This window comes from Spirochaeta isovalerica (genome assembly GCF_014207565.1).
In the GTDB taxonomy this organism is placed as follows: Bacteria; Spirochaetota; Spirochaetia; order DSM-2461; family DSM-2461; genus Spirochaeta_F; species Spirochaeta_F isovalerica.
Window position 1 is genome coordinate 157175 of the sequence record NZ_JACHGJ010000002.1, and the last position, 21718, is coordinate 178892.

Annotated in this window: 18 protein-coding genes; 12 read left to right on the forward strand and 6 right to left on the reverse strand. The window is 48.9% G+C overall.

Going from position 1 to position 21718, the window contains the following annotated elements; genetic code table 11:
• Nucleotides 1-46 precede the first annotated feature (46 nt).
• The gene (locus HNR50_RS05650; protein ID WP_184744757.1) at nucleotides 47-493 is read right to left on the reverse strand and encodes a DbpA RNA binding domain-containing protein; all 447 of its coding nucleotides are present in this window, start codon (nucleotides 491-493) and stop codon (nucleotides 47-49) included.
• A 324-nt stretch (nucleotides 494-817) separates the two neighbouring features.
• On the opposite strand from HNR50_RS05650, the gene HNR50_RS05655 reads away from it, so the two are divergent.
• Nucleotides 818-2041, forward strand: coding sequence for an OmpA family protein (locus HNR50_RS05655; RefSeq protein WP_184744759.1), 1224 nt, complete (start codon nucleotides 818-820; stop codon nucleotides 2039-2041).
• Here HNR50_RS05655 and HNR50_RS05660 read toward each other — a convergent pair.
• Nucleotides 2038-2409, reverse strand: a complete 372-nt coding sequence (locus tag HNR50_RS05660; RefSeq protein WP_184744761.1) for an ASCH domain-containing protein — start codon at nucleotides 2407-2409, stop codon at nucleotides 2038-2040. The two genes, HNR50_RS05655 and HNR50_RS05660, sit on opposite strands and share 4 nt — an antisense overlap.
• Nucleotides 2410-2496: 87 nt before the next feature.
• On the opposite strand from HNR50_RS05660, the gene HNR50_RS05665 reads away from it, so the two are divergent.
• Both HNR50_RS05665 and HNR50_RS05670 read left to right on the forward strand, forming a co-directional pair.
• Nucleotides 2497-3597, forward strand: a complete 1101-nt coding sequence (locus HNR50_RS05665) for a coiled-coil domain-containing protein (RefSeq protein ID WP_184744763.1) — start codon at nucleotides 2497-2499, stop codon at nucleotides 3595-3597.
• Nucleotides 3598-3631: 34 nt separating this feature from the next.
• On the forward strand, nucleotides 3632-4159 hold the full coding sequence (locus tag HNR50_RS05670; protein ID WP_184744765.1) for a chemotaxis protein CheW: 528 nt from the start codon (nucleotides 3632-3634) through the stop codon (nucleotides 4157-4159).
• On the opposite strand, the gene HNR50_RS05675 is transcribed toward HNR50_RS05670, so the two are convergent.
• On the reverse strand, nucleotides 4156-4872 hold the full coding sequence (locus HNR50_RS05675; RefSeq protein WP_184744767.1) for a DUF6320 domain-containing protein: 717 nt from the start codon (nucleotides 4870-4872) through the stop codon (nucleotides 4156-4158). The two genes, HNR50_RS05670 and HNR50_RS05675, sit on opposite strands and share 4 nt — an antisense overlap.
• 10 nt (nucleotides 4873-4882) lie before the next feature.
• On the reverse strand, nucleotides 4883-6157 hold the full coding sequence (locus HNR50_RS05680; protein ID WP_184744769.1) for a hypothetical protein: 1275 nt from the start codon (nucleotides 6155-6157) through the stop codon (nucleotides 4883-4885).
• Between the two features lie 91 nt (nucleotides 6158-6248).
• On the opposite strand from HNR50_RS05680, the gene HNR50_RS05685 reads away from it, so the two are divergent.
• Nucleotides 6249-7037: a hypothetical protein gene (locus tag HNR50_RS05685; RefSeq protein ID WP_184744771.1), complete on the forward strand. Its 789-nt coding sequence runs from the start codon at nucleotides 6249-6251 to the stop codon at nucleotides 7035-7037.
• Here HNR50_RS05685 and HNR50_RS05690 read toward each other — a convergent pair.
• The gene (locus HNR50_RS05690) at nucleotides 7034-7660 is read right to left on the reverse strand and encodes a YgjV family protein (protein WP_184744772.1); all 627 of its coding nucleotides are present in this window, start codon (nucleotides 7658-7660) and stop codon (nucleotides 7034-7036) included. The genes HNR50_RS05685 and HNR50_RS05690 overlap by 4 nt on opposite strands.
• A gap of 367 nt (nucleotides 7661-8027) precedes the next feature.
• On the opposite strand from HNR50_RS05690, the gene ygfK reads away from it, so the two are divergent.
• The 8 genes from ygfK to HNR50_RS05730 all read left to right on the forward strand — a co-directional run bounded on the left by ygfK (nucleotide 8028) and on the right by HNR50_RS05730 (nucleotide 21045).
• Nucleotides 8028-11102 (forward strand): putative selenate reductase subunit YgfK, encoded by a 3075-nt coding sequence (gene ygfK, locus HNR50_RS05695; RefSeq protein ID WP_184744774.1) that lies wholly within the window; start codon nucleotides 8028-8030, stop codon nucleotides 11100-11102.
• Entirely contained in the window at nucleotides 11099-12424 is a 1326-nt protein-coding gene (gene ssnA / locus HNR50_RS05700) for a putative aminohydrolase SsnA (protein ID WP_221439814.1), read from the forward strand. Before ygfK ends, ssnA begins: the two co-directional genes overlap by 4 nt.
• Before the next feature lie 178 nt (nucleotides 12425-12602).
• Nucleotides 12603-13808 (forward strand): YgeY family selenium metabolism-linked hydrolase, encoded by a 1206-nt coding sequence (locus tag HNR50_RS05705; RefSeq protein WP_184744776.1) that lies wholly within the window; start codon nucleotides 12603-12605, stop codon nucleotides 13806-13808.
• A gap of 126 nt (nucleotides 13809-13934) precedes the next feature.
• Entirely contained in the window at nucleotides 13935-16061 is a 2127-nt protein-coding gene (locus HNR50_RS05710; protein WP_221439815.1) for a xanthine dehydrogenase family protein molybdopterin-binding subunit, read from the forward strand.
• Complete coding sequence (locus HNR50_RS05715; RefSeq protein WP_184744778.1) at nucleotides 16058-16528, forward strand: (2Fe-2S)-binding protein; 471 nt, start codon at nucleotides 16058-16060, stop codon at nucleotides 16526-16528. The genes HNR50_RS05710 and HNR50_RS05715 overlap by 4 nt, the downstream gene beginning before the upstream one ends.
• Nucleotides 16525-17367: an FAD binding domain-containing protein gene (locus HNR50_RS05720; RefSeq protein WP_184744780.1), complete on the forward strand. Its 843-nt coding sequence runs from the start codon at nucleotides 16525-16527 to the stop codon at nucleotides 17365-17367. Before HNR50_RS05715 ends, HNR50_RS05720 begins: the two co-directional genes overlap by 4 nt.
• An 11-nt stretch (nucleotides 17368-17378) precedes the next feature.
• Nucleotides 17379-18164 carry an FAD binding domain-containing protein gene (locus HNR50_RS05725; protein ID WP_184744782.1) on the forward strand — a complete coding sequence of 262 codons (786 nt, stop codon included), beginning with the start codon at nucleotides 17379-17381 and terminating at the stop codon, nucleotides 18162-18164.
• 4 nt (nucleotides 18165-18168) lie between these two features.
• Entirely contained in the window at nucleotides 18169-21045 is a 2877-nt protein-coding gene (locus tag HNR50_RS05730; RefSeq protein ID WP_184744784.1) for a molybdopterin-dependent oxidoreductase Mo/Fe-S-binding subunit, read from the forward strand.
• Here HNR50_RS05730 and HNR50_RS05735 read toward each other — a convergent pair.
• Complete coding sequence (locus HNR50_RS05735) at nucleotides 21042-21641, reverse strand: hypothetical protein (RefSeq protein WP_184744786.1); 600 nt, start codon at nucleotides 21639-21641, stop codon at nucleotides 21042-21044. The genes HNR50_RS05730 and HNR50_RS05735 overlap by 4 nt on opposite strands.
• Between the last annotated feature and the right edge of the window lie 77 nt (nucleotides 21642-21718).

The window sequence follows — 21718 nt, forward strand, 5'->3', positions numbered from 1 at the left end:
AAAAAGGGAGACTGCAATCTCCCTTTTCGAAACAGAACCTCACGTGTTATTTCTTCTTGGCAAAATTGACAACAAGATTTCTCCCGCGGTAGTTAATACCATCGAGATTGTCTATAGCTGTGGGAGCGCTGTTTTCCTTAATGGTAATAAAGGAATAGCTGTCCAAAACTTTAATTTCACCGATATCGTCTCTGTTAAGCTTACCGGTACCGATAAATAGCTGTATCAGATCGCGGGGATAGACCCGGCGGTTTTTTCCGACACTGACAAAAAGGGTTGTTCCATCGGTAAGCCTTTGCCTGGATTTTGATTCGACAGCCTGTTTGAAAAGATAGGCTGTGGTCCAGGAACGCAAATGCAGTGGGACTGTCTTTTTGAATATCTTCTTGAATGTCTTCAGATCGTCAGGATCAGCATTTTCGCTGACTTTTTTCTGAAGAGCATCAATGGCAGATATCATGGAATCAGTCAACACATCGTTAACTTTGCTCATTGCGGCTTCTCCTTAAAAAATGTAAAAAAAACGACTTATGCAAAAATATGAATAAATGACAGACTGGAAAAAACGGAACTGGTTCTGTTTCTTTTAAATTCCGTTAAAGTTACCCGGGGCACTAACCAATACTGTCTCTATACGCATAAGACATTACTTAAGGTATGCACTGACTTCTGATTTGTCAAGAAATTGCTCTTTTTTGCTGTATGTTTTTTAAATATATAGGCTGGTCGTAACCTTCGGTTACTGCTCGCCTATGCATCCTAAGGCTGGTCGTAACCTTCGGTTACTGCTCGCCTATGCAACCGTAGGAGTTTTTTTATGAGGGTTCGCCTGAAAAGAGCCATTATTTCCTTACTGCTTGTTCTTCCTTTCGGCCTCAATGCTGTGGAATTCAGATTTACTTATGAAGAGGGAGATCATTACCGCATCGTTACGGAAGTGAGCGAAACGGTTAAGGAAAACGATAAAATCATATATTCAACGGAAATTCTCAACCGCATCGCCGCCACTGTGACCGGCGTTACGGACGGCCGGGGGGACATCGAAGCCTTGTATCAGATTTCCGAGCACCTTCATGACGGCAGCGGATATCAGTGGAGCTCGGAAGATGAGGTCGCCTTTACCAGAGATGCGAAAGGGGTATACTCCGAGCTGCCGGTTGATACGGCCCTGCCTTCGGTCAGAAATGTACCACGCTTCCCCGATCAGGATATCGCGATAGGGGAATCATGGAATTTTTCTGCGGAAGAGGTTCATGACCTCCTTCCTTTTTTCGGAATTGATTACCGCCTCCATATTCCTTTCCGTGTCTTCTATACATATGACGGCACGGTGCAAAGAGGAGATAAGGTTCTCGATAAAATTACCATAATATATCATATCTATTATGAGCAGGATCCTGTGCTCACCGTTTATGAGCATCCCGATTGGGGAGATGAGTATCCGGAAAAAATAGTCGGTTCCTTTTACCAGGAGTATTTCTGGAACAGGGAGGCCGGTCGCCCCGCTGAAGTTGAGGACAGGTTTGAGTACAAGTATTATCTCTCAACCGGCGTTTCCTATACCTTTTCCGGAGTCTCAAAGGGCAAAGTCGTGGAAGCCAGGGAAATGGACCGCGAGCAGATGGCCGAGGATATCAGCCGTGAGCTGGAGGAAGAGGGGATCGATGATATCGCCGTTACTTCCGATGAAGAGGGCGTGCGGCTCACTCTCGAGGAAATCCGCTTCCTTCCCGATTCTCCCGTTCTTGAAGACAGTGAAATCGGAAAGCTGGAGCGGATATCGGAGATTCTGATGCGTTACAGAGACCGGGACATCCTGGTTGAAGGTCATACGGCGAGATTCGGAACCGAGGAAAGCTGTCAGATTCTATCGGAGGAAAGAGCGGCGGCAGTCGCTTCCTATTTTCAGGAAATGCATATCCGCGACGAGTCGGAAATCGTGACGCGCGGTTACGGTTCCACCCGTCCTCTGGGAAGCAACCTTACCGAGGAGGGGCAGAGATTGAACCGGCGGGTTGAGATCACTATCCTGGAGAATTAGAGAATTTCGACGATGCGGAAGTATTCGGCGACAATGGGAAGGTCGTCTGTCACTTCGATTTCCTCGCCCCAGTAGAAACGATGGGCGTCCCGGAAATCCTGGAGATCGCAGTCCAGAACGTCGAGGGCCAGTTTTTCATCAGCCTGGCCGAAAGAGAGGTGACGGACATCGGTAATTTCTGCCAGAACCCGGTCTTTCCCCGATGGGTCCTTGAGGATAATCTGATCCCCTTTTACCGTTTCCGGTTCGCTGTCTACTGTTCCGAACCAGGCTTCAGGGGTACAGAAAGCCTTTTTTCGCCCGGCTATAATCTCATTGATGTGGGAGTTCTCGTCTCCCTCTTCTCCCCAGATTGTCAGACTTTTCATATGTATGGAGTTTACCCTATTTTAATTATTGGATAAAGGCTTTTAAATGTAGTAGATTTAAAGTGTACAGATTATCCGGAGGGATATATGGATCAGAATGAAACCCGCATTGAAGAATTACAATCCCGTATAAAAGACAGCCAGGCGGAGCTTAAGGATATTTTTTGCGAAGCTGGAGAACGGGTCGCCGGAGAGAAGCTCTATAAAGGCGATGACGAAGCCATAAACAAACTTTTGGAAGCCCTTGGCGAGCGGGAAAAGCGCTTGCAGAACATCGATAGTCAGATGGATGATTTGAGGACTTCCTATAACCGGATTTCCGAGATAGCCGAAAGGGAAAAGGAAATCGGAGAAGAATACGCTCTTCTTGAGAAAGAGAATAAAAAGCTTTTTGTTCCCCTGGGGAGAGTCGCTTATTTTCCGCTTAAAGGCGGGAGAGGGCAGGAATACGGAAAATCCTTTGATTCCCTTGTTGAAGCTGAGGAGAATTTAAAGGAACAGGATAATGAAATCTTCCGCCTGGAGAGTTCCGGCGGTAAGAAGAAATTTCTGGAGAACCTGAAAGACAAAGGCCGCATCGCTGTTTTACGATCGAAAAAAAAGCGCCTGGAATCGTCAATGGATAATCTCTTCGGAAAACTCGGAGAAAAGATATATCGCAAAGACCCGGCTTTTCTCGATTCTATTGAAGATGAAACTGTTGCTTCCTTCAAAGAGAACCGGATAAAAATGGCCGCGCTGGATAAGGAAATCGCTCAGCTGAAAGAGGAGAATTCAAACCTCGAAAAGCACCTGAAATCAGAGTACAACAGCAGCCGTCAGAAGAAAACGGAAGAGAAGATGCAATCCCGGCGGGACCTGGCTCTTTCCGACAAAATGGCCGGCGTATATGATCTCGGCCTGTATCTCTACAGGGAAAAAATTGAACTGAAGGATAACGAGGTCGAACAGCTATTCGCTTCCGCCGGTGAGATCTATGGAAAAATTGAAAACCAGGAACGGGAAATAGAGAAGCTCAAAGCTGAACTGGAAATTGTCAATTTGGAAGAAGAAGTTACGGAAATGAAGAAAAATATCAAAGATCTGGAAATGACTATTGAAAAGTGCAACAGTGATATTTCAGAATTTAATAATGAGATTAAACGGGCGCGGGCGGAAATCCGGAAGTTGAAAAAACTGACTGAATAAGCTACCGCTTCTGAAGAGACGTAAGGAGTCCCATATGAGTTCAATCGGAGAAACCAATGAGTATCTGACTTTTATTCTTAGCGGGGAGGAATATGCTATTGAAGTATCCAAGATCGAAAGCGTTCTTGAGTATACGAAAATTACGCCGCTTCCGGGGACGGATGATACGATAAAGGGAGTTATAAACTTAAGGGGCCGGGCTCTTCCGGTTGTCGATTTGAGGATGATTCTCAATCTCGATGTGAAGGAAATAACTCTCGACACATCCATTGTCGTAATGTTTATTGAATCTCAGGGAGAAATTCTGACTATGGGCGGTCTGGTTGACGCGGTGAAGGAAGTGATAGAAATCCTTCCCGAGAATATTCAGGAGGCACCTAAAGTCGGTATCCGCATAAAAGATACCTTTATCGTGGGAATGGCAAAGAAAGAGGATAACTTCATCATTGTCCTCGATATAGACAAGATTCTCAACTCCGATCAGATGGCTCTGGCTGCCGAAGCGGATAAGCTGGCGCTTCCTCAGGAAGAAGCGGGACAAACGGCTGCCGAAGAGGTCTAAATATGAAAAAACTTCTCAGTTTTGAGAGGTTTTTTCGTTTTATGGTGAAGATAAAGAAGCAGTCCTCCCGTGGGGATCGTCGCTGAAAGAACCATTATAGACCACCAGACTCTTACGGTGTTCTCCAGAAAAAGCGAAACGGCCATTTCTATTCCAACGCATTCGAGCCCCACAGAAAATACCGCATAAGCGAATATATTTATCCCCTTTATCGCGCTCCTGTTGTCAATATAAAAATTCAGAGCTATAAGCAATGCCGTAACTGTTATAATCGGCAGAGCCAACTGTCGGAACCAGTATTCTCCTCCGCTGAAGACTTCGATGGAATAAAGGAAGAGAAGCGTTGACAGGTAATAGGCCATGAGAGTGAGAACCGGCGTTTTGTAATAGAGAAGGGGGAGGAGTATGATCACCCAGATATAAATCAGGGTACTGATGGTATAGGTCCCCCAGGTTATATGTTTGTTGATGACCACGTCTGCTGCAATGGCTATGGATGCGGGGATAAGAAGCCCGAAAGTTATAATTATGGCAGCCATGCGGCGCTGTTCTTTCTTGTTTCTTTTGGGAGGGGCCGGATGAGGAGCCGGTTTGTCGGGATATTTCCCCGTTTTCAGATTTTCCGGACTCAGGACCTGTATCGGTGTGGAACAGAGGGGACATTTTTCCACATCATTATCGACTTCGACGCCGCATCTCGAACAGTATGGCATTCTCTCTCCTTTAATAATTACTCTCTATTTTAACAGGAATTCCCATCTTTCTCATCTTTCGGAAAAAGATCCTCTCCACGGGGCTGTCATTTGTCAGTCTTCCGAAGGATATGTAGATATTTCCGCCCCAGGACAGAAATCCCGCTTTTGTTTTCAGACCGGTGGAAGGAGCGGGAATAAACTCGAAGCGCTCTATTTCTCCCGATAGCTTTTCAGGCATCGTGATTCTTCCCAGATTGGAAAGGCTTCCTGAATAATTGTTCTCGCCAAGCAGGTTGTAGATAATCGGAAGGACCATGTTTTTCAACAGGAGCGGCATCAGGCGCACAAAAGTGTTCATTTCCCCTTTTACATTACGGGTGATCTGCTGATTGAGAACCTTGCTGTCGACTTCGTGCCTCATGTAATGATGGACTTTGCTGACGATTTCGTCAAAAGTGTATTCTCCCAGGCGGGGATCGATGGCCGGTTCCATAGACAGAAAGAAGTTTTTCATTGTCCGGCTGTTGAAAATGGGGCGCAGGTTGACCGGTACATTTATGACTATAGGCTTCCAGTGGCACGGTTTGAGATTGTCAGCGCAGTATTGTCTGTACGATTCGATTAGAAGCGCTGTCAGAAATTCCGTCAGCGAAACCTTGTATTCTCTACTCTTATCCAATAGTTTTTCAGCGGGGATAATCGCTGTTACAACATTGTAATGTCCCGCCCTCATCAGTTTCTCCGGCAAATGAAACGCTCTCTGCTGCCTTCTGTTAAAGGGAATCTTTTTATTGTACACTTTTTTGAACGAGTCTTCGTACTCGCCGGGATCCGGTCTGGCTTCGGGGTTGAATATAAACTCATCGAGACCGGGATCCGCGTTCAGGCCCAGCTCCCGGAAGTACTGCAACAGCAGAGTTTTCAGAAAAATAAGAGCGCCCGTACCATCAGTCAGAATATGAGAGAATTCCACGGCTATCCTGCGGTTGAATGCTCTGACCCTGAAAAGATACATTCTGTTCCTTTTTACATTTGCAGCCATGCAGGGATAGAGAGAGTCTCTTTCCACAATGGGGTTGTGTTCGTTCGTTTCAAAGAAATACCAGAACATGCCCCTCTGGATCTGAACATTGAAATAGGGAAAGCGCTTCATCGTTTTATCCAGGGCTTTCTGGAGCTTCCCCGCATGGACGGGATTTATCAATGTTGCGCTGATACGGAAGAGAGACGTTCTGTGATGTGTTATAATGGCCGGGTAGACCTTTCCCGCATTATCCAGGCGGTACCAGTTTTTGTCTTTCATACCTGATATTTCCCACTATATTCATTTAAACACCGCTGTTCAATAGGCGGGGGAATTGCCGGTTTCCGGGATATGAGGCATAATCGGTGCAATGAAATTATACGAATCCGTTCAGGGAATCCTCGATTCCGTAAAATTGAAAACCGGCAAGGAAGCCGTTCTGGTACCCGTTCAGGGGATGGCTACAATGGCGGAAGTAAAAATCGCCCGTGAGCACAACGATACGCACAGAATTTTCTATAACAGCGACAGTCCCGACGAAGTCAATCATCTGATCGGTTGTAAATGCCTCCAGATTATCAGGACTTTTGAAGTTCCCGAAGATAAAAGGCTGATGGGGGTTTCCTATCAGGATAATTATAATAATGCGAGAATGCAGATCGAGGCGGAAGCGAATGTGAAGCCGGAGCTGCGCGAGGTTCTGAATAACAACGAGCTCGTCTCCTCCTGGATTCTGGGATTGATAAATCAGCTGATCAGCCAGCCCGCCGATCTGGTCGTGGAGAAAATGATATACGATACCTGTCCCGACCTGAGAGTCCTGCAGAAGAATGTGCTCGAGAAACAATTTGTCGATTACACAATGACTCTTAATCCCCAGGTGAGAGATCTCTCACCCACTGTCGTTTTCGATGCTTCGGCTATTATGAATTATGTGTATCTTAAAATCCTCGACGATGAGATAGGTACGGATTTTACAGCCCGTACGGAACATGTTTATAAAAAAAAGCGCTCTGATGCGCTTTATGATTTTACCAAAGCCAATTCCGGAGGAACTGTAGAACAGGACCGGGTGATAATCGATCACTGGGCGGAAAAACTCAAAATCCGTACCTGGTATGAGTGGACGGACTTTGAGGATGTCCCTGCAGATTATTAAATCGCTTTTCTGAAATACTCCGACTCGCCGATTCTCTCGAAGCCCATCTTTACAAGGTATTTGTCATGGGCGTCTACGGCGGATCGCACTTTAAAGAACTTTTTCTCTGATTTGTCAATGTCCAGGTGGTGAACGGCGTAGTCGAAGAAATAGCTCGAGCTCTTGAAATCGCGGAACTGCGGAGTCGCATAATCCATCAGAATCTCTATGTCCTCTCCCTCGGTATCTTTGAAGAGGAGGAGAAGGGCCGGAACCATATCCCTGAGTATATAGGCGCTGTTCAATTCTTTAAGCATATCCTCTGAGAAATCCGGAAAGAAGCGGAGAATATCTTTTTTGTAATGTTTCAGAAAGAGCTCGCTGTAGTATTTTGTTTCGCTGCTGTTCAGAATGAAGTCAAACTTCTCCTTGTTCTTGACCAGCGGAATGTAAAAGTAGATATCGATCAGCGCGATGATGGCGTTGACGATAATGACAGGCAGAGCCCCGATAAAGGCTCCGTAGACGGAAAACATGACGGCTCCGACAAAATTGACTATTCTGAGAGTCTTCAGATTTTTCATTGTCAATGATATGGCTATTATGACCGATGCCACCGTTCCGAAAAGTGTTATAAAATCCATCAGGATACTCCTTAGCTATGTAATAATTATAATCATTCCGAGCTTTTATGCCTGAAAAAAATATGTGGACAAAATTGAAAATGGGTCGGATAATGACTATTGCAGCGCTATTGTATGACAAACATACAATTTAGGGAACCCGGTAAGGCTGCCGGCATGAAATTGAGCTTCGGTGAAGAGACATTTTCGGGCTGAATCCACAATTCCGGGAGACAGAATTAATCCAAGCCAAAAACACTGAGCAAAAAGTTTATGATAATTAAAGAGCTGTCTATTATAGTGATAGATAGAGTATTGTCTGAAAATATGAAGTAAGGCTGATTGGCGGAGAAAGACACCAGCCAGCTATATATCAAAGGAGTTTTCAATGGGTGATATTATGAGACCGGTACCGTTCGAGGAATTGATTAACAGGATCTTCGATGAGTACAGAACTCAGAAGTCGATTTTCGGTATAAGCGAATCCTTCTTCTTCAGGAAGAAAAACGACAGGGCATATGATGTTTTCGGGGAGACCTGCGAGGTGCCCCTGGGGCCGGCTGCGGGACCTCATTCCCAGCTGACTCAGAATATTATCGTTTCCTATCTGACCGGAAGCCGCTTTATAGAGTTGAAAACCGTTCAGATTATAGACACCCTGGAAATTGAAAAGCCCTGTATTGATGCGGATGATGAGGGATTCAACACCGAATGGTCCACCGAGTTTACCCTTGAAAAAGCCTATGATGAGTACGCCAAAGCCTGGATCATCCTTCATCTGATCGAAAAGCTTTTCGGTTTCTCCGCTTCCGGTGAACGTTCCTTTATTTTTAACATGAGTGTCGGATATGACCTGAAGGGGATTAAAACCGACAGGATGCAGACCTATATCAATTCCATGATGGATTCCTCTGAGAGAGCGGAGTTCAAGTCTCACATCGATTCTCTCGACAGATTGATTGAAGATGGGGCCTTTCTGAAAGGTACCGGGCTGGAAGATAAGCTGAACTCTCTGAAAGGCCTGGCTGCTTCTATCCCTTCCGATATCTGTAAATCCGTAACCCTTTCGACCATGCACGGCTGCCCGCCTGATGAAATCGAAGCTATCTGCATGTATATGATTAAGGAGAAAGGGATTCAGACCTTCGTAAAACTGAACCCGACGCTTCTCTCCTTTCCCGTGGTCCGGAAAATCCTCGACGATGCGGGATTCTCCTATGTGGGGCTTAAGCAGGAGTCTTTTGACCATGACCTGCAATACCCCGATGCTGTTGCCATGCTCAAACGGCTTCGCGCCGCAGCTGATGAAACAGGCCGGAGATTCGGAGTCAAGCTGACCAACACCCTCGGTTCGGTGAACAACCTGGGGCGTCTTCCCGGGGATGAAATGTATATGTCGGGCCGCGCCCTCTTTCCCCTTTCCATCAACCTGGCCGCTAAGCTGTCGGAAGAATTCGATGGCGACCTGCCCATCTCCTTTTCCGGAGGGGCCGGGGCGAAAAATATCAGACAGATCCTCGAAACCGGAATCCGCCCCGTAACTATTGCTACGGAAATGCTGAAGCCCGGCGGCTATACCAGAATGGTTCAGTGTGCCGAGATTTCCGAGAACTGCACCTATCCTGACAAGATAGATGTAACCAAGCTGAAATCTCTGGCGGAAGAAGCGCTCACGGCAAAATATACTTTGAAAAGAAGCCGCGGCGATGACCGTGTCGAAGTGAAGGAGCCTCTTCCTCTCAACGACTGCTACATCGCTCCCTGCAAAGTGGCCTGCGCCATCCATCAGGATATTCCCGAGTACATCCGCCTCGTTGCGGAAGGGCGTTATGCCGATGCGCTCGATGTTATTTACGAGAAGAACGCGCTTCCTTCCATTACCGGCCATATTTGCGATCATCAGTGCCAGTACAACTGTACGCGTCTCGATTACGAAGGGGCTATTGAAATCCGCGAGGCTAAGAAACAGGCTGTATTGAACGGTTTTAAAGAATATAAGGAACGATGGGAAAAACCTGAAGTTCACAGAGATGGAAAAGTCGTTGTTATCGGAGGGGGGCCTGCCGGTCTTTCCGCCGCTTACTTTCTGGCCCGGGAGGGATTCGATGTCACAATCCACGAGAAGCACGAAAGCGCCGGTGGGGTTATCGAGCATGTCATTCCCAAATTCAGGATTTCCGCAGAGGCGATTTCCCACGATATCGATTTTATCAAGGCGCACGGCGTCAAATTCAAATACGGTGTACCCGTCGGATTTAAAATCAGCGATCTGAAGGCTGAAGGATACAAGTATGTCGTTATCGCGACAGGAGCGGAAAAAGTAAAGGCATACGATATCGAAGGGGCGGAAAGCAAAGTGCTCCCGTCACTCGAATTCCTCAAATACTTCAATACTGATCCCTCCAAGCTTCCGGCGGCCAGGAAAGTTCTGGTTGTCGGTGCGGGAAATACGGCTATGGATGCTGCCAGAGCCGCAAAGAAAATGCCCGGTGTCGAATCGGTGTCCGTGGTCTACAGACGATCTGAAAAAGAGATGCCTGCCGCCAGAGTCGAGTACGATGAGGCTCTGGAAGACGGAATCGATTTCAAATTCCTCACGGATCCCGAAACATTCAAGGCTGACGGGACGGTGGTCTGCCGCGTTATGGAGCTCGGCGAGCCCGATAGTAGCGGGCGGAGACGGCCTGTACCCACAAACCGGACCATCACTCTCGAAGCGGACCTGATTATTCCGTCGATAGGAGAGTCCGCCGATTCCAAAATCCTGATCGAAAGCGGTCTGCCTGCGGAAAACGGCTGGGTGACCACCGATGAAAATCTGGAAACATCGGTAGAAAATGTATTTTTGATCGGAGACGGACGGACCGGTCCCTCCACAATCGTTCAGTGTATTCACGAAGGACGTGTCGCTGCCGATGCCATCACTCTGAGAGAGGAGCCCGATTTCGACAGAGTCGAAACATTCCCCTGGGTCGATGCGGACCAGCAGCTGAAACAGATAGAGATGAAGAAGTCTGTCATTCAGGTGGATACAAAGATCAAGCGCTGTATCGAGTGCAACTTCCTCTGTAACCGTTGTGTGGAAGTCTGTCCCAACAGAGCCAACGCCACCGTGGCTGTGACTCCCGAGGACGGATACTTCGATCCCTATCAGATCTACCACATCGATGCCTACTGTAACGAATGCGGAAACTGCGCCCGGTTCTGCCCCTACGAAGAAGGACGACCCTACAAGGACAAGTTCACCGTATTCAGTTTCAAAGAGGATTTTGACAACAGCACGAATCCGGGATTCTTCCTCGACGGCACAACTCTCTATCTGAGAGCCGATGGAAAAGTGGAAACCCTGAAGATGGAGAACGGCAAAGTTCTGGAGGCGCCTGATAAGCTGCGGGCTTCTGTCCGCATGACCGAGCTTATAGCCGAAAGACAGCCCTGGGTTCTCGGGGAGGTTCAGAAATGATTACCATAATCAAGAATGCGACAGCTGTTGAGTTCGAACCGTCCCGCGTCCGGGAAGGCATGGATGTCGTTATAGAAGATTCCTATATCAAAGAGGTGGGCAGCGGTTTATCCTCAAAATATAAAGCTGATAAAGTGATCGACGGATCGGGGAAGCTGGTTTATCCGGGAATTGTCTGTTCCCACAACCACTACTATTCGGGCCTGGCGAGGGGCATAATCGCCAATATCAAACCGTCTCCCGATTTCGTCTCTATTTTGAGAAATCTCTGGTGGCGTCTCGACAGGGCTCTGGACCGCGACAGCCTCTATTCCAGCGGACTGGTCTGTGCCCTCGATGCCATAAAGGCCGGTACAACTTCGGTTATTGACCACCATGCTTCGCCGAACTTCATTAAAGGCTCGCTGAAAACTCTGAAGGACGGCTTTGAAAAAGTCGGGCTGAGAGGAATGAGCTGCTACGAGATCACCGACCGTAACGGCCGCGACGGCATGATCGAAGGGGTTGAGGAGAGCATAGAGTTCGCCGCCCTGATCGACAGTGAAAAAGGTTCCGGGAAAGGGCTGTTTGAAACCCATATAGGCGGACACGCGCCATTTACCCTCAATGACGAAGCGCTGAAGCTCATGGGCGATGCGGTCGAGAAGACAGGCCGGGGATCTCATATCCACGTAGCTGAAGGGACCTATGATGTTTCCTATTCCCATGCGGAGTACGGGAAAGATCTGATTGTCCGTCTCGATGAATTCGGTCTGGTAAACAGCAAATCCATAATGGTCCATGGTGTTTATCTCTCAGACGAGGATATCCGCATTATCAACGAAAGAGATGCCTATCTGGTACACAATGCCCGTTCCAATATGAACAACGGTATCGGCTACAACCACAGACTGGCGGATTATAAAAATGTGGCCCTCGGTACCGACGGCATAGGGAACAATATGTTTGAGGAGTTCAAGTTTGCATTCTTCAAGCACAAGGACGCGGGCGGTCCCATGTGGCCTGACAGCTACCTGAAGTTCCTCTACAACGGCAATGATATTCTGGAACGGAATTTCGGACAGAAGTTCGGAAAACTTGAAGCGGGATATAAGGCCGATATTGTTGTGGCGGACTACAACAGCCCCACTCCTCTGGTGGGAGACAATATCGCCGGGCATATCGCTTTCGGCATGGGATCCGATACGGTGAGAACGGTTCTTATCGACGGGAATGTCGTCCTGGAGGACGGTGAGTTTACCTTTGATGTGAGCGATATTTATGCCGAGGCGAGGGAGCAGGCTTCCAGATTGTGGAAGGCTATGGACGCTCTTCCCGATTGAGGCCCTTTGTCTTGATTTCCGTGTTGGGCTGCGAGTCTGGGTACTTGCCTGCATGAGCATGCGCCGATCCTCGAGTCTTGCCTGCCTTGAAATCAAAGCAAATCATCGTCGATCAAAGTGGTTATGAATGATTATGAAATGAAAAAATATCTTAAAAGATACAGGAGAATGATTGAAAATGGATAAGAAACAGATTCTGGAACTGGCTGAAAAATACAGAGATTACACGGCGGAAAATCTTTCCAAAATGATTAAGATTCCTTCCTACAGCGCGCAGGAGAAAGAAGTCTGCGAAGCGATTATGGAAATGTGTAAGGAAGCGGGATTCGATGAGGTTCGCCTCGATGGTCTGGGCAGTGTTGTCGGGCGCGTCGGAAACGGGCCCAAGATGATTGCATTCGATGCCCATATCGATACGGTTGAGGTCGGCGATCCTTCTCAGTGGAAGACTGATCCTTTCTCCGGTATCATCAAAGACGGTCTGGTTCACGGACGGGGTGCTTCCGACCAGGAAGGCGGAGCGGCATCGATGATTACGGCCGGACGCATTATAAAAGAACTCGGTTATGACGGCGAGTACACTTGTCTGTTCACTTTCACTGTTATGGAAGAGGACTGCGACGGCATGTGCTGGAAATACCTGATCGAAGAAGAGAAAGTCGTTCCCGACTTTGTCGTTTCCACAGAACCCACTTCCTGTCAGCTCTACAGAGGGCACCGGGGAAGAATGGAGATGGAAGTTATCATCAAGGGTGTTTCCAGCCACGGTTCTGCTCCCGAAAGAGGTGTAAGTGCCGCTTACAAAGCTGCAAGAGCCGCTCTCGCCATGGAAAAACTCAATGCCGATCTTCAGCCCGATGAAGACAATTTCCTTGGAAAGGGAACCATTGTCGTTTCTCAGATTGAGGTTAAAGGGCCCAGCCAGTGTGCTGTTCCCGATCAGGCGAGATTGTATCTGGACAGAAGACTGACCTGGGGCGAAGATGCCGATCTGGCCATCAGCCAGGTTAAGCAGTATATAAAAGATGCTCTGGGTGAAGAGCCTGAAAAAGTCTATATGCCCGATTACACCAGAAGAGGCTATAGGGATTACGATTACGGACAGGAACTCTATTTTCCCACATGGAAAATCGATGAGGATCACGAACTGGTCGTTGCCGGACAGAAAGCCTTCAAAGAGCTCTACGGAGCAGAGGTTAAAACTGACAAATGGACATTCTCTACAAACGGAGTTGCCACCTGCGGCCGCCACAAGATTCCGACTATCGGATTCGGTCCCGGAGATGAGGCTCAGGCTCACGCGCCTAATGAAATTACCCGTGTGAAGGATCTTGAAATCTGCAGCGCCTTCTATGCCATGCTGCCTCTGATGCTTGAGAAATAAAAGGTAAACAGAATGCGGAAAAAGTGAAAAAAACTTTTTCCGCTTTCCTGTTTATGATTACATTATAGGGGGCCGGCTTTGGTTTTTCGTCCTGTGTAGCAGCAGACGGCTTCCTGGGAGGAGATAATGAGTAATATCAGCACTCCCGTCAGAAGACTGGACGCGGTTGAAAAAACCGCTGGATATACAAAATATATTGCTGACAGGGATTTTGGAGATCTTCTTTACGGAAAATTTCTCCGTTCCGAAAGGCCTCGCGCCAGGATTGTCAGCGTAAAAAAACCAGCCATCCCTGACGGCTATTACATTATTGATAAGAATGACATTCCCGGCGAGAATGCCATTCACATGCTCGGTGCCGACTGGCCCGTTTTCGCCGATAATGAGGTCCGTTTTATCGGCCAGTCCATCGCTCTGGTGGTTGGTCCGGACCGGAAAGTTCTGGAAGATCTTATAGAGCGGTTCGAAGTCGAATACGAAGATCTGCCTGCAGTTTTCAGCCTTGATGAATCCATGGCCCTGAAAGGCGGGGCACTCCATAATGACGATAATTGCTACGCCGATTATCATCTTCTCAAAGGCGATCCCGACCGGGCTTTCGCCGAAGCCGATCAGATTTACGAACACACTTATGAAACAGGTCCTCAGGAACATATTTATATGGAAACCCAGGGGTTTGTCGGTGTCTGGGAAGACGGTAAAGTGCATCTCCACGGTTCTCTTCAGTGTCCTTTCTATGTGCGTCATGCTGTAACACCGGTTCTCGGAGTCAAAGACGACGGAGTGCGGGTAACCCAGGCTCCCACAGGAGGAGCATTCGGCGGGAAAGAGCACTATCCCGATATCATCAGCACAGCTCTGGCTGTAGCCGTCGATAAACTGAAGAAAAATATCGCTATTTTCTATGAACGGGGTGAGGATATTGTCAATTCGGTCAAACGGCACCCTTCGCGGATTACCATAAAAACAGCCCTTGATAAAGAGGGAAACATAACCGCTATGGATTTCGATTCCATACTGGACGGCGGAGCTTTTGAAAGCTGTTCCTGCATTGTTCTCCAGAGAACGATTTTTCACGCGACCGGCGTTTATGATATTCCCAACACGAAACTGAGAGGCCGGGCTCTGGCTACAAACCATGTGCCCTTTGACGCGTTCCGGGGGTTCGGGGCGCCTCAGGCTATTTTCGCATTGGAAACCCATATGGATCATCTGGCAGGAATGGCCGGCATCGATCCCGTCGCCTATAAAGAACGGCACTTCATGAAGAAGGGCAGCGTGACTATCACCAACGGGAAGATTCATGAAGAGGTCAAGCTTCCGGAAATTCTGGCCCGGGCGAAAGAAATGTCCGGTTTCGACAGGAAAGTGAAGGAATACAGCAGAGGCGGTAACCGGGGCATCGGTCTTTCCTTCTTCAATCACGGAGGAGCCTTTACCGGTAATGGTGAAAAAGCCATTATCAACGCCCATGTGAAGCTTCGCAAAAGAACTGACGACGTGGTGGAGATTTATGTCTCCAACGTGGAGATGGGGCAGGGATTGATGACAACATTCTCAAAAATCGCCGCCCGGACTCTGGACATTCCCATAGAAAAGATAGAATTCATTCAGCCCGATACGGATATCGTCCCCGACTCCGGTCCGACGGTCGCTTCCCGTTCCATCGTTATCGTCGGAACTCTGGTCGGCAAGGCTTCGGCCAAGCTTAAGGATCAATGGGTCGACGGGGAGGAGATTACGGTCTGGCAGGAATATGAAGAACCGGATTTTGTCATTCCCTGGAATCAGGAAACCTTTCAGGGAGATGCGTACCCCTCATACAGCTGGGGCGTCAATGTCGTTGAAGTTGAGTTTGACCCTGTAACCTTCGAAGTCTCTATCATCGGATTGTGGAATGTCTATGATGTGGGCGTTCCCATAGACCGAATGATTGTTGAGGGACAGATCGAGGGCGGTCTGGTCCAGAGCCTCGGCTGGGCTTATCTGGAGAAGATGGAGTTCAAAGAGGGGCGCATTCAGCAGCGGACCATGGCGGACTATGTCATACCGACGACCCTTGATGTGCCGGCTATCGAAAATGATTTTGTCCTCAATCCCTATTCGGAAGGAGCTTTCGGAGCCAAAGGGGCCGGAGAAATTGTTCACAACGGCGGAGCTCCGGCTTTTGTCAGCGCTGTGGCAATGGCTTCGGGAAAACACTTCGACACCATTCCTCTGACTCCGGAGAGAATCATGGAGGCAGGTAAATGAAAAAGAAAATTGATTTTGTCCTTAACGGAGCAAAGGTCTCCATGGAAATAGATCCTCTTAAAAGACTTCTCGATGTTCTCCGGGAGGACTGTGCCCTCACTTCCGTGAAAGAAGGATGCGGGGAAGGTGAGTGCGGTGCCTGTTCGGTTCTCCTCGATGGAGAAATTGTCAACAGCTGCCTCATTCCCGTGGGAACCATTGAAGGTGCGGCTGTCGAGACGGTCGAAGGCATTCGCGAAAGTGAGAACGGTAAGCGTATCATCGATGCCTTTGCCGAAGAAGGGGCCGTTCAGTGCGGTTTCTGCACCCCCGGCATGATGGTCGGGGCCGAATGGATCTTAAGGAAATATGAGGACCCCACAAGCGATGAGATACGGACTGCCCTTTCGGGGAATCTCTGCCGGTGCACCGGGTACGATATGATTATAAGCGCTGTCAAAGCGGCGGCGAAAGGGGGGCGGAAATGAGTGAAAGCTACAGGCCGGAAACTCTTGATGAGCTCCTGAAGCTGATGGCTGAGAAAGACCTGATCCCCTTTGCCGGTGGAACGGACCTTATGGTTCAGAATGCCGCGCCGCAATTGCCTAAGTTTAAAAAGGATGTTGTATTTCTCGGTCACCTGAGTGAATTGAAGCAGATCCGCAAGGACGGACAGGACCTGATTATCGGTGCTGCTGCCACCTTGACGGATATTGAAAACCATCCCCATACGCCGGTTTTACTGAGAGACGCGGTCGCTCTGATCGCTGCGCCGGCTCTCCGCAACAGGGGAACTATGGGCGGCAATATCTGCAATGCCTCTCCGGCGGGAGATTCCATTCCTCCTCTTTATGCGCTCGATGCGAAATTCCGCCTCCAGTCGCTGAATGGGGAAAGAATCGTCAAAGCCGAGGACTTCTTTAAAGGCCCCGGGCGGACCGACAGGAAAAAAGAGGAAATCCTCAAGGAAATCATCATTCCCTTGAAAGAGTGGAATGTGAAGAAATACAGAAAAGTGGGAACCCGGGCCGCCAATGCCCTGACCAAGTGCTCCATTACCGCCGCAGCTAAAGTAAAGGGCGGCAGAATCGACGATATATCTATTGCTTTCGGAGCCGTCGGTCCGGTGATTGTTCGGGACAGAAACCTTGAACTGAATATCAAGGGGCTGACTATGAAAGAAATGAAAGAGAAAATCCCTTCCATACTCAATGATTATTCCGCTATCATTGTTCCCATAGACGATCAGCGATCCACAGCTGAATACAGAAAACAGGTATGCCTCAATCTTCTGAAGGATTTCCTTGAGCAGGATATGAAGGGGTGACAGGAGATAATATGATAAAAGATTTTTTTAAACCGTCCAGTATCGCGGAAGCTCTGGAGATGAAAGATAAAAATCCCGGCGCCTTTTTTCTGGGCGGCGGAACCAAACTTAACAAGGGCGGAGAGAACTTTAACGCCGCAGCCTATATCTCTCTGGAGCATCTCGGCCTGGATTCGATTGAACTTGAAAACAACGCACTGAAAATCGGCGCTATGGTGACTCTCCAGAAACTGATGGATTCGGAAGATGTTCCGCAATTCCTCAAGGATTGCGCCGCCGGAGAATCGAACCGGAACCTCCGCAACGCCTCGACCGTGGGCGGCGAAATCGGATACTGCATGAGCAGTTCAAACTTTGTTGCCGGGCTTCTGGCTATGGAAGCGGAAGTGGAAACCGACGGGAAAGGGAAAAAGACACTCGAAGAATATATCAGCGGGAATCGGGACGATCTGATCACAGCGGTGATTCTCCCTTCATCCAAAGCTGTTCTGATGCAGAAAGATCAGAGATCGACAGCTAACAGCAAGCCCGAACTGACTGTGACGGCTTCGGTTCTCAAAGAAGGCGGAAAAGTCGCAAAAGCAGTCGTTGTTATTGGCGGTGTCGCCGAAAAGCCGATGCGCCTTAAAAAAGTGGAAGCCCGTCTGGTTGACGGTTCTCTCGCCAGCGCCGATGCCGTGCAGGATGCTGTTCAGGATGAACTGGTTCCCTATACGGAAAAGAGAGAAAGGGGGACATACCTCAATTATATCGGTGCAGTTCTGACCGCAGACTGTGTCGGAAAGGCAATGAGGTGATTATATGAAAATACAATTTACATTAAACAATAAAGCCCGTTCATTCGATGTGGCTCCCGGATTATCAGCCCGGAAACTTCTTCAGGATGCGGGGATCAACTCTGTCCGCAACAGTGATGACGGATGGGGGAATACCGGTTCCGATACCATTATTCTCGACGGGTATCCCGTCAATGCGGGGCTGCTGATTGCGGCTCAGCTCGAGGGAAAGGTCATTAAAACCGTAGAGTCTCTCTCCAGTGGAAGAAATCTCTCCGCTGTCCAGTCGGCTCTCGTGGATATGGGATTGGTTCAGTCCGCCTATAACTCGCCGGCGGCGGCTCTGGTTCTCACGGATCTGCTTGACCGGAATCCCGATCCCTCTAAAGAGGAAATTCAGGATGCCCTGTCGGGAATCCTGCACCGGGATAACGGGTATCAGCCATATTTTCAGGCTGTCGAGCTGGCAAAGAAACGGATGAAAGATGAGTCCTTCACCGGCGATATTGCTCCTGAGTTCCGGGAAGATCTCAGAGATGTCGGTACGGCAAGACGGAAAGTTGATGGCCCTATGCTGGCCCGCGGTGAGAAAGCTTTTGTCGAAGACAAGAAAGCGGCCGATGCCTGCGTTCTCAAGATGCTCCGTTCGCCCCATGCTCATGCCTGGATCAAGTCAATCGACACATCGGAAGCGGAAGCTATGGAAGGAGTGGAAATCGTCTTAACCTATAAAAACACTCCTGAAAAACCTTATACGACAGCCGGGCAGGGATTTCCCGAACCTTCTCCCTATGATAAATCGATGTTCAATAAGAAAGTACGCCATGTGGGAGACCGTGTGGCTGCCGTTGTCGCTGTTGATGAAGAGACCGCGCTGGCGGCTATCGGCAAGATCAAAGTGGAATACGATGTTCTCCAACCGATTTTTTCGGTCGATGAAGCGGCCGCTCCCGGGGCGCCTCTCGTTCAGGGCGGACCTATGGAGTATGTCGTCGGGGCTCCCGATGATATTGATGATCTGAATAAAGGGACCGATCCCGCCGAGGGAACCGTTGTCTATCAGTTCCCCATCGGAGGCAATACCAGGAAAAACATCGCTGCTTCCGTTACAGGTGGAATCGGCGATATCGATAAGGGAATCGCCGAAGCCGATGTAGTTCTTGAAAGGGAATACAAAACATCGCAGATTCAGTGTACCCCTGCGGAAATGCACACCGTTCATACTTATATGGACGGGGATCGCCTGGTTATCGACGCATCGACCCAGGTTCCCTGGCATCTGAGACGGATCGTATCGACATTGCTGGGAATCCGTGAAAACAAAGTCCATGTTAAAAAAGCCCGCGTCGGCGGAGGCTACGGTTCCAAACAGGATGTCCTTCTGGAAGATGTGGCTGCCTATGCCACGTGGGTGACGGGCAAGCCGGTTTTCAGTCAGTACACAAGACAGGAGGAATTCGAGTCGTGCAGCACCCGTTTCCCCATGACCATAGGTGTCAAAATCGGAGCGAAGAAAGATGGAACGCTCACAGCGGTCTATATGAATGTGAAGGCCAATAACGGACCATTCGGCAACCACTGTCTGACTGTTCCCATGAATGCCTGTTCCAAATCGCTGCCTCTCTTTTTGTGCGACAACTTCAAATTCGATGTAACGACTTATTACACCAATATTCCTCCCACCGGAGCCTATCAGGGCTACGGCGCTCCCAAAGGTTCTTATGCCCTGCAGACGGCCATAGCCGAGCTGGCGGAAGAGCTGGGAATGGATCACCTGGAACTGATTCAGAAAAACAGAGTCTCCGAAGGCGTTATGCTGGAAATACTCCGCTGTCTTGGTGAAGGGCGGGAAGGAACGCCGGCGCGGGTGGAAAGCTGCGGTCTCGACGACGCCCTGGATAAAGGTTCGAAGATGATCGAATGGGGCAAAAAAGAGGAAAGCGACGATCCTGACTGGAAAATCGGAAAAGGCGTGGCCATTATACAGCAGGGATCGGGTCTGCCCGGTCTGGACCAGTCCAACGCGGATATAAAGATGTTGGCCGACGGAACATTTATGTTGCATTCCGGTGGAGCGGATCTCGGAACGGGACTCGATACGGTCTGCGTGAAAATGGCCAGTGAAGTCCTGAAAGTTGATATGGATCTCGTATCCATTCTTTCCGGTGATACGGACAACACGCCTTTTGACACAGGGGCCTACGCATCAAGCGGAACCTATTTTTCCGGTAATGCCGCCAAAAAGGCTTCGGAAAAACTGCTCGATAATATTCTGACCGTCGCGGCGGAAATGCTCGAAGAGCCGAAAGAGGATCTTCAGCCCGAATATCCCGGTTACATTGTCGGTAAGAAAGGGAAACTGACCTACCGTGAGATCGCCCATCACTGCGAAAGCGGAGAGGGAGACGGTCCGGGACAGATGGTCGCCCATGCTCACTTCGTGACTGATGACGCGGCGTTTCCCTACGGGGCTCACTTCTGCCAGGTGGCGGTCAATGTGAAAACCGGTAAAGTGAAGCTTCAGAAATACTATGCGCTTCAGGATATCGGAACCCCGATCAATCCGGAGATCGCCCTCAGTCAGATTTACGGCGGTGTCCTCAAATCAATCGGACACACCATGTGGGAAGAAATGGTTCTCGATGAAAAGGGAAAATGTCTCACTACGAACTTTGATACATATCATGTGCCTATGATCAAGGATCTGCCTGAAGACTTCAAAGCGGAACTGATCTTTACAGAAGATCCTTTCGGTCCCTATGGCGGAAAGTCCGTTTCGGAGATCAGCACGAACGGAGCCGCTCCGGTTATCGCTGCCGCTATCCATGATGCTGTAGGCGTCTGGATGAGAAGCTGGCCTTTCAGTCCTGAAAAAGTACTGAAAGAGCTCGGTAAGATTTAAAGTTCAGGAGCAGCTTCCCGGTGAGGGAGCTGCTCTTTTTTTGCATCGAGAAAGATGTAGTAAATCAGTGACGCAAATATGATAGTCAGTCCCAGAAGCTCTAGGGCGTGTATATGAAATATTATGTACTGGAGTATCATGGCAGTCCTGAGGCCTGTTATCGAGCCTATGCGGATGAAAAGAAAGAGAAGCAGGATAGCAGTTCCGGCAAGCGCCGTCTTTGCCCGGTTCAGGACGGACCGGCATCTGATCAGAATATATAGAATAGCGGCAAAGCACAAAGAGGAGATAATCGCCCCGGCAGCCATTTGAATGACCCAGCCGTAGCGGATAAATCCGGTCTTCCAGGCAAGATACCTGCCCCCCATAATGAGCAGAGTCTGAAAATCCAGCTGTTTGTTGACACCCATGGCCAGCAGAAATGTAGAAAGGGCCATCCATAAAAGGTGGAGCGGCTTGTCTCCCCGGATCTTTCTCGTGTACAGGAAAGAGAGTATGATGACAACGGCATAGAGAAATGTGATAACCCAGGACCAGAATGTCGCGTCTCCGCTCCGGGACAGCCATCTGGCAATAAAGTCTTCCAATCGGCTCATGGAAAATGATTATATCATTTTTAGAGATGAAAACTATAGCGGGAATCAATCTTTGCAGAAATCAGGGAGAATCGCTT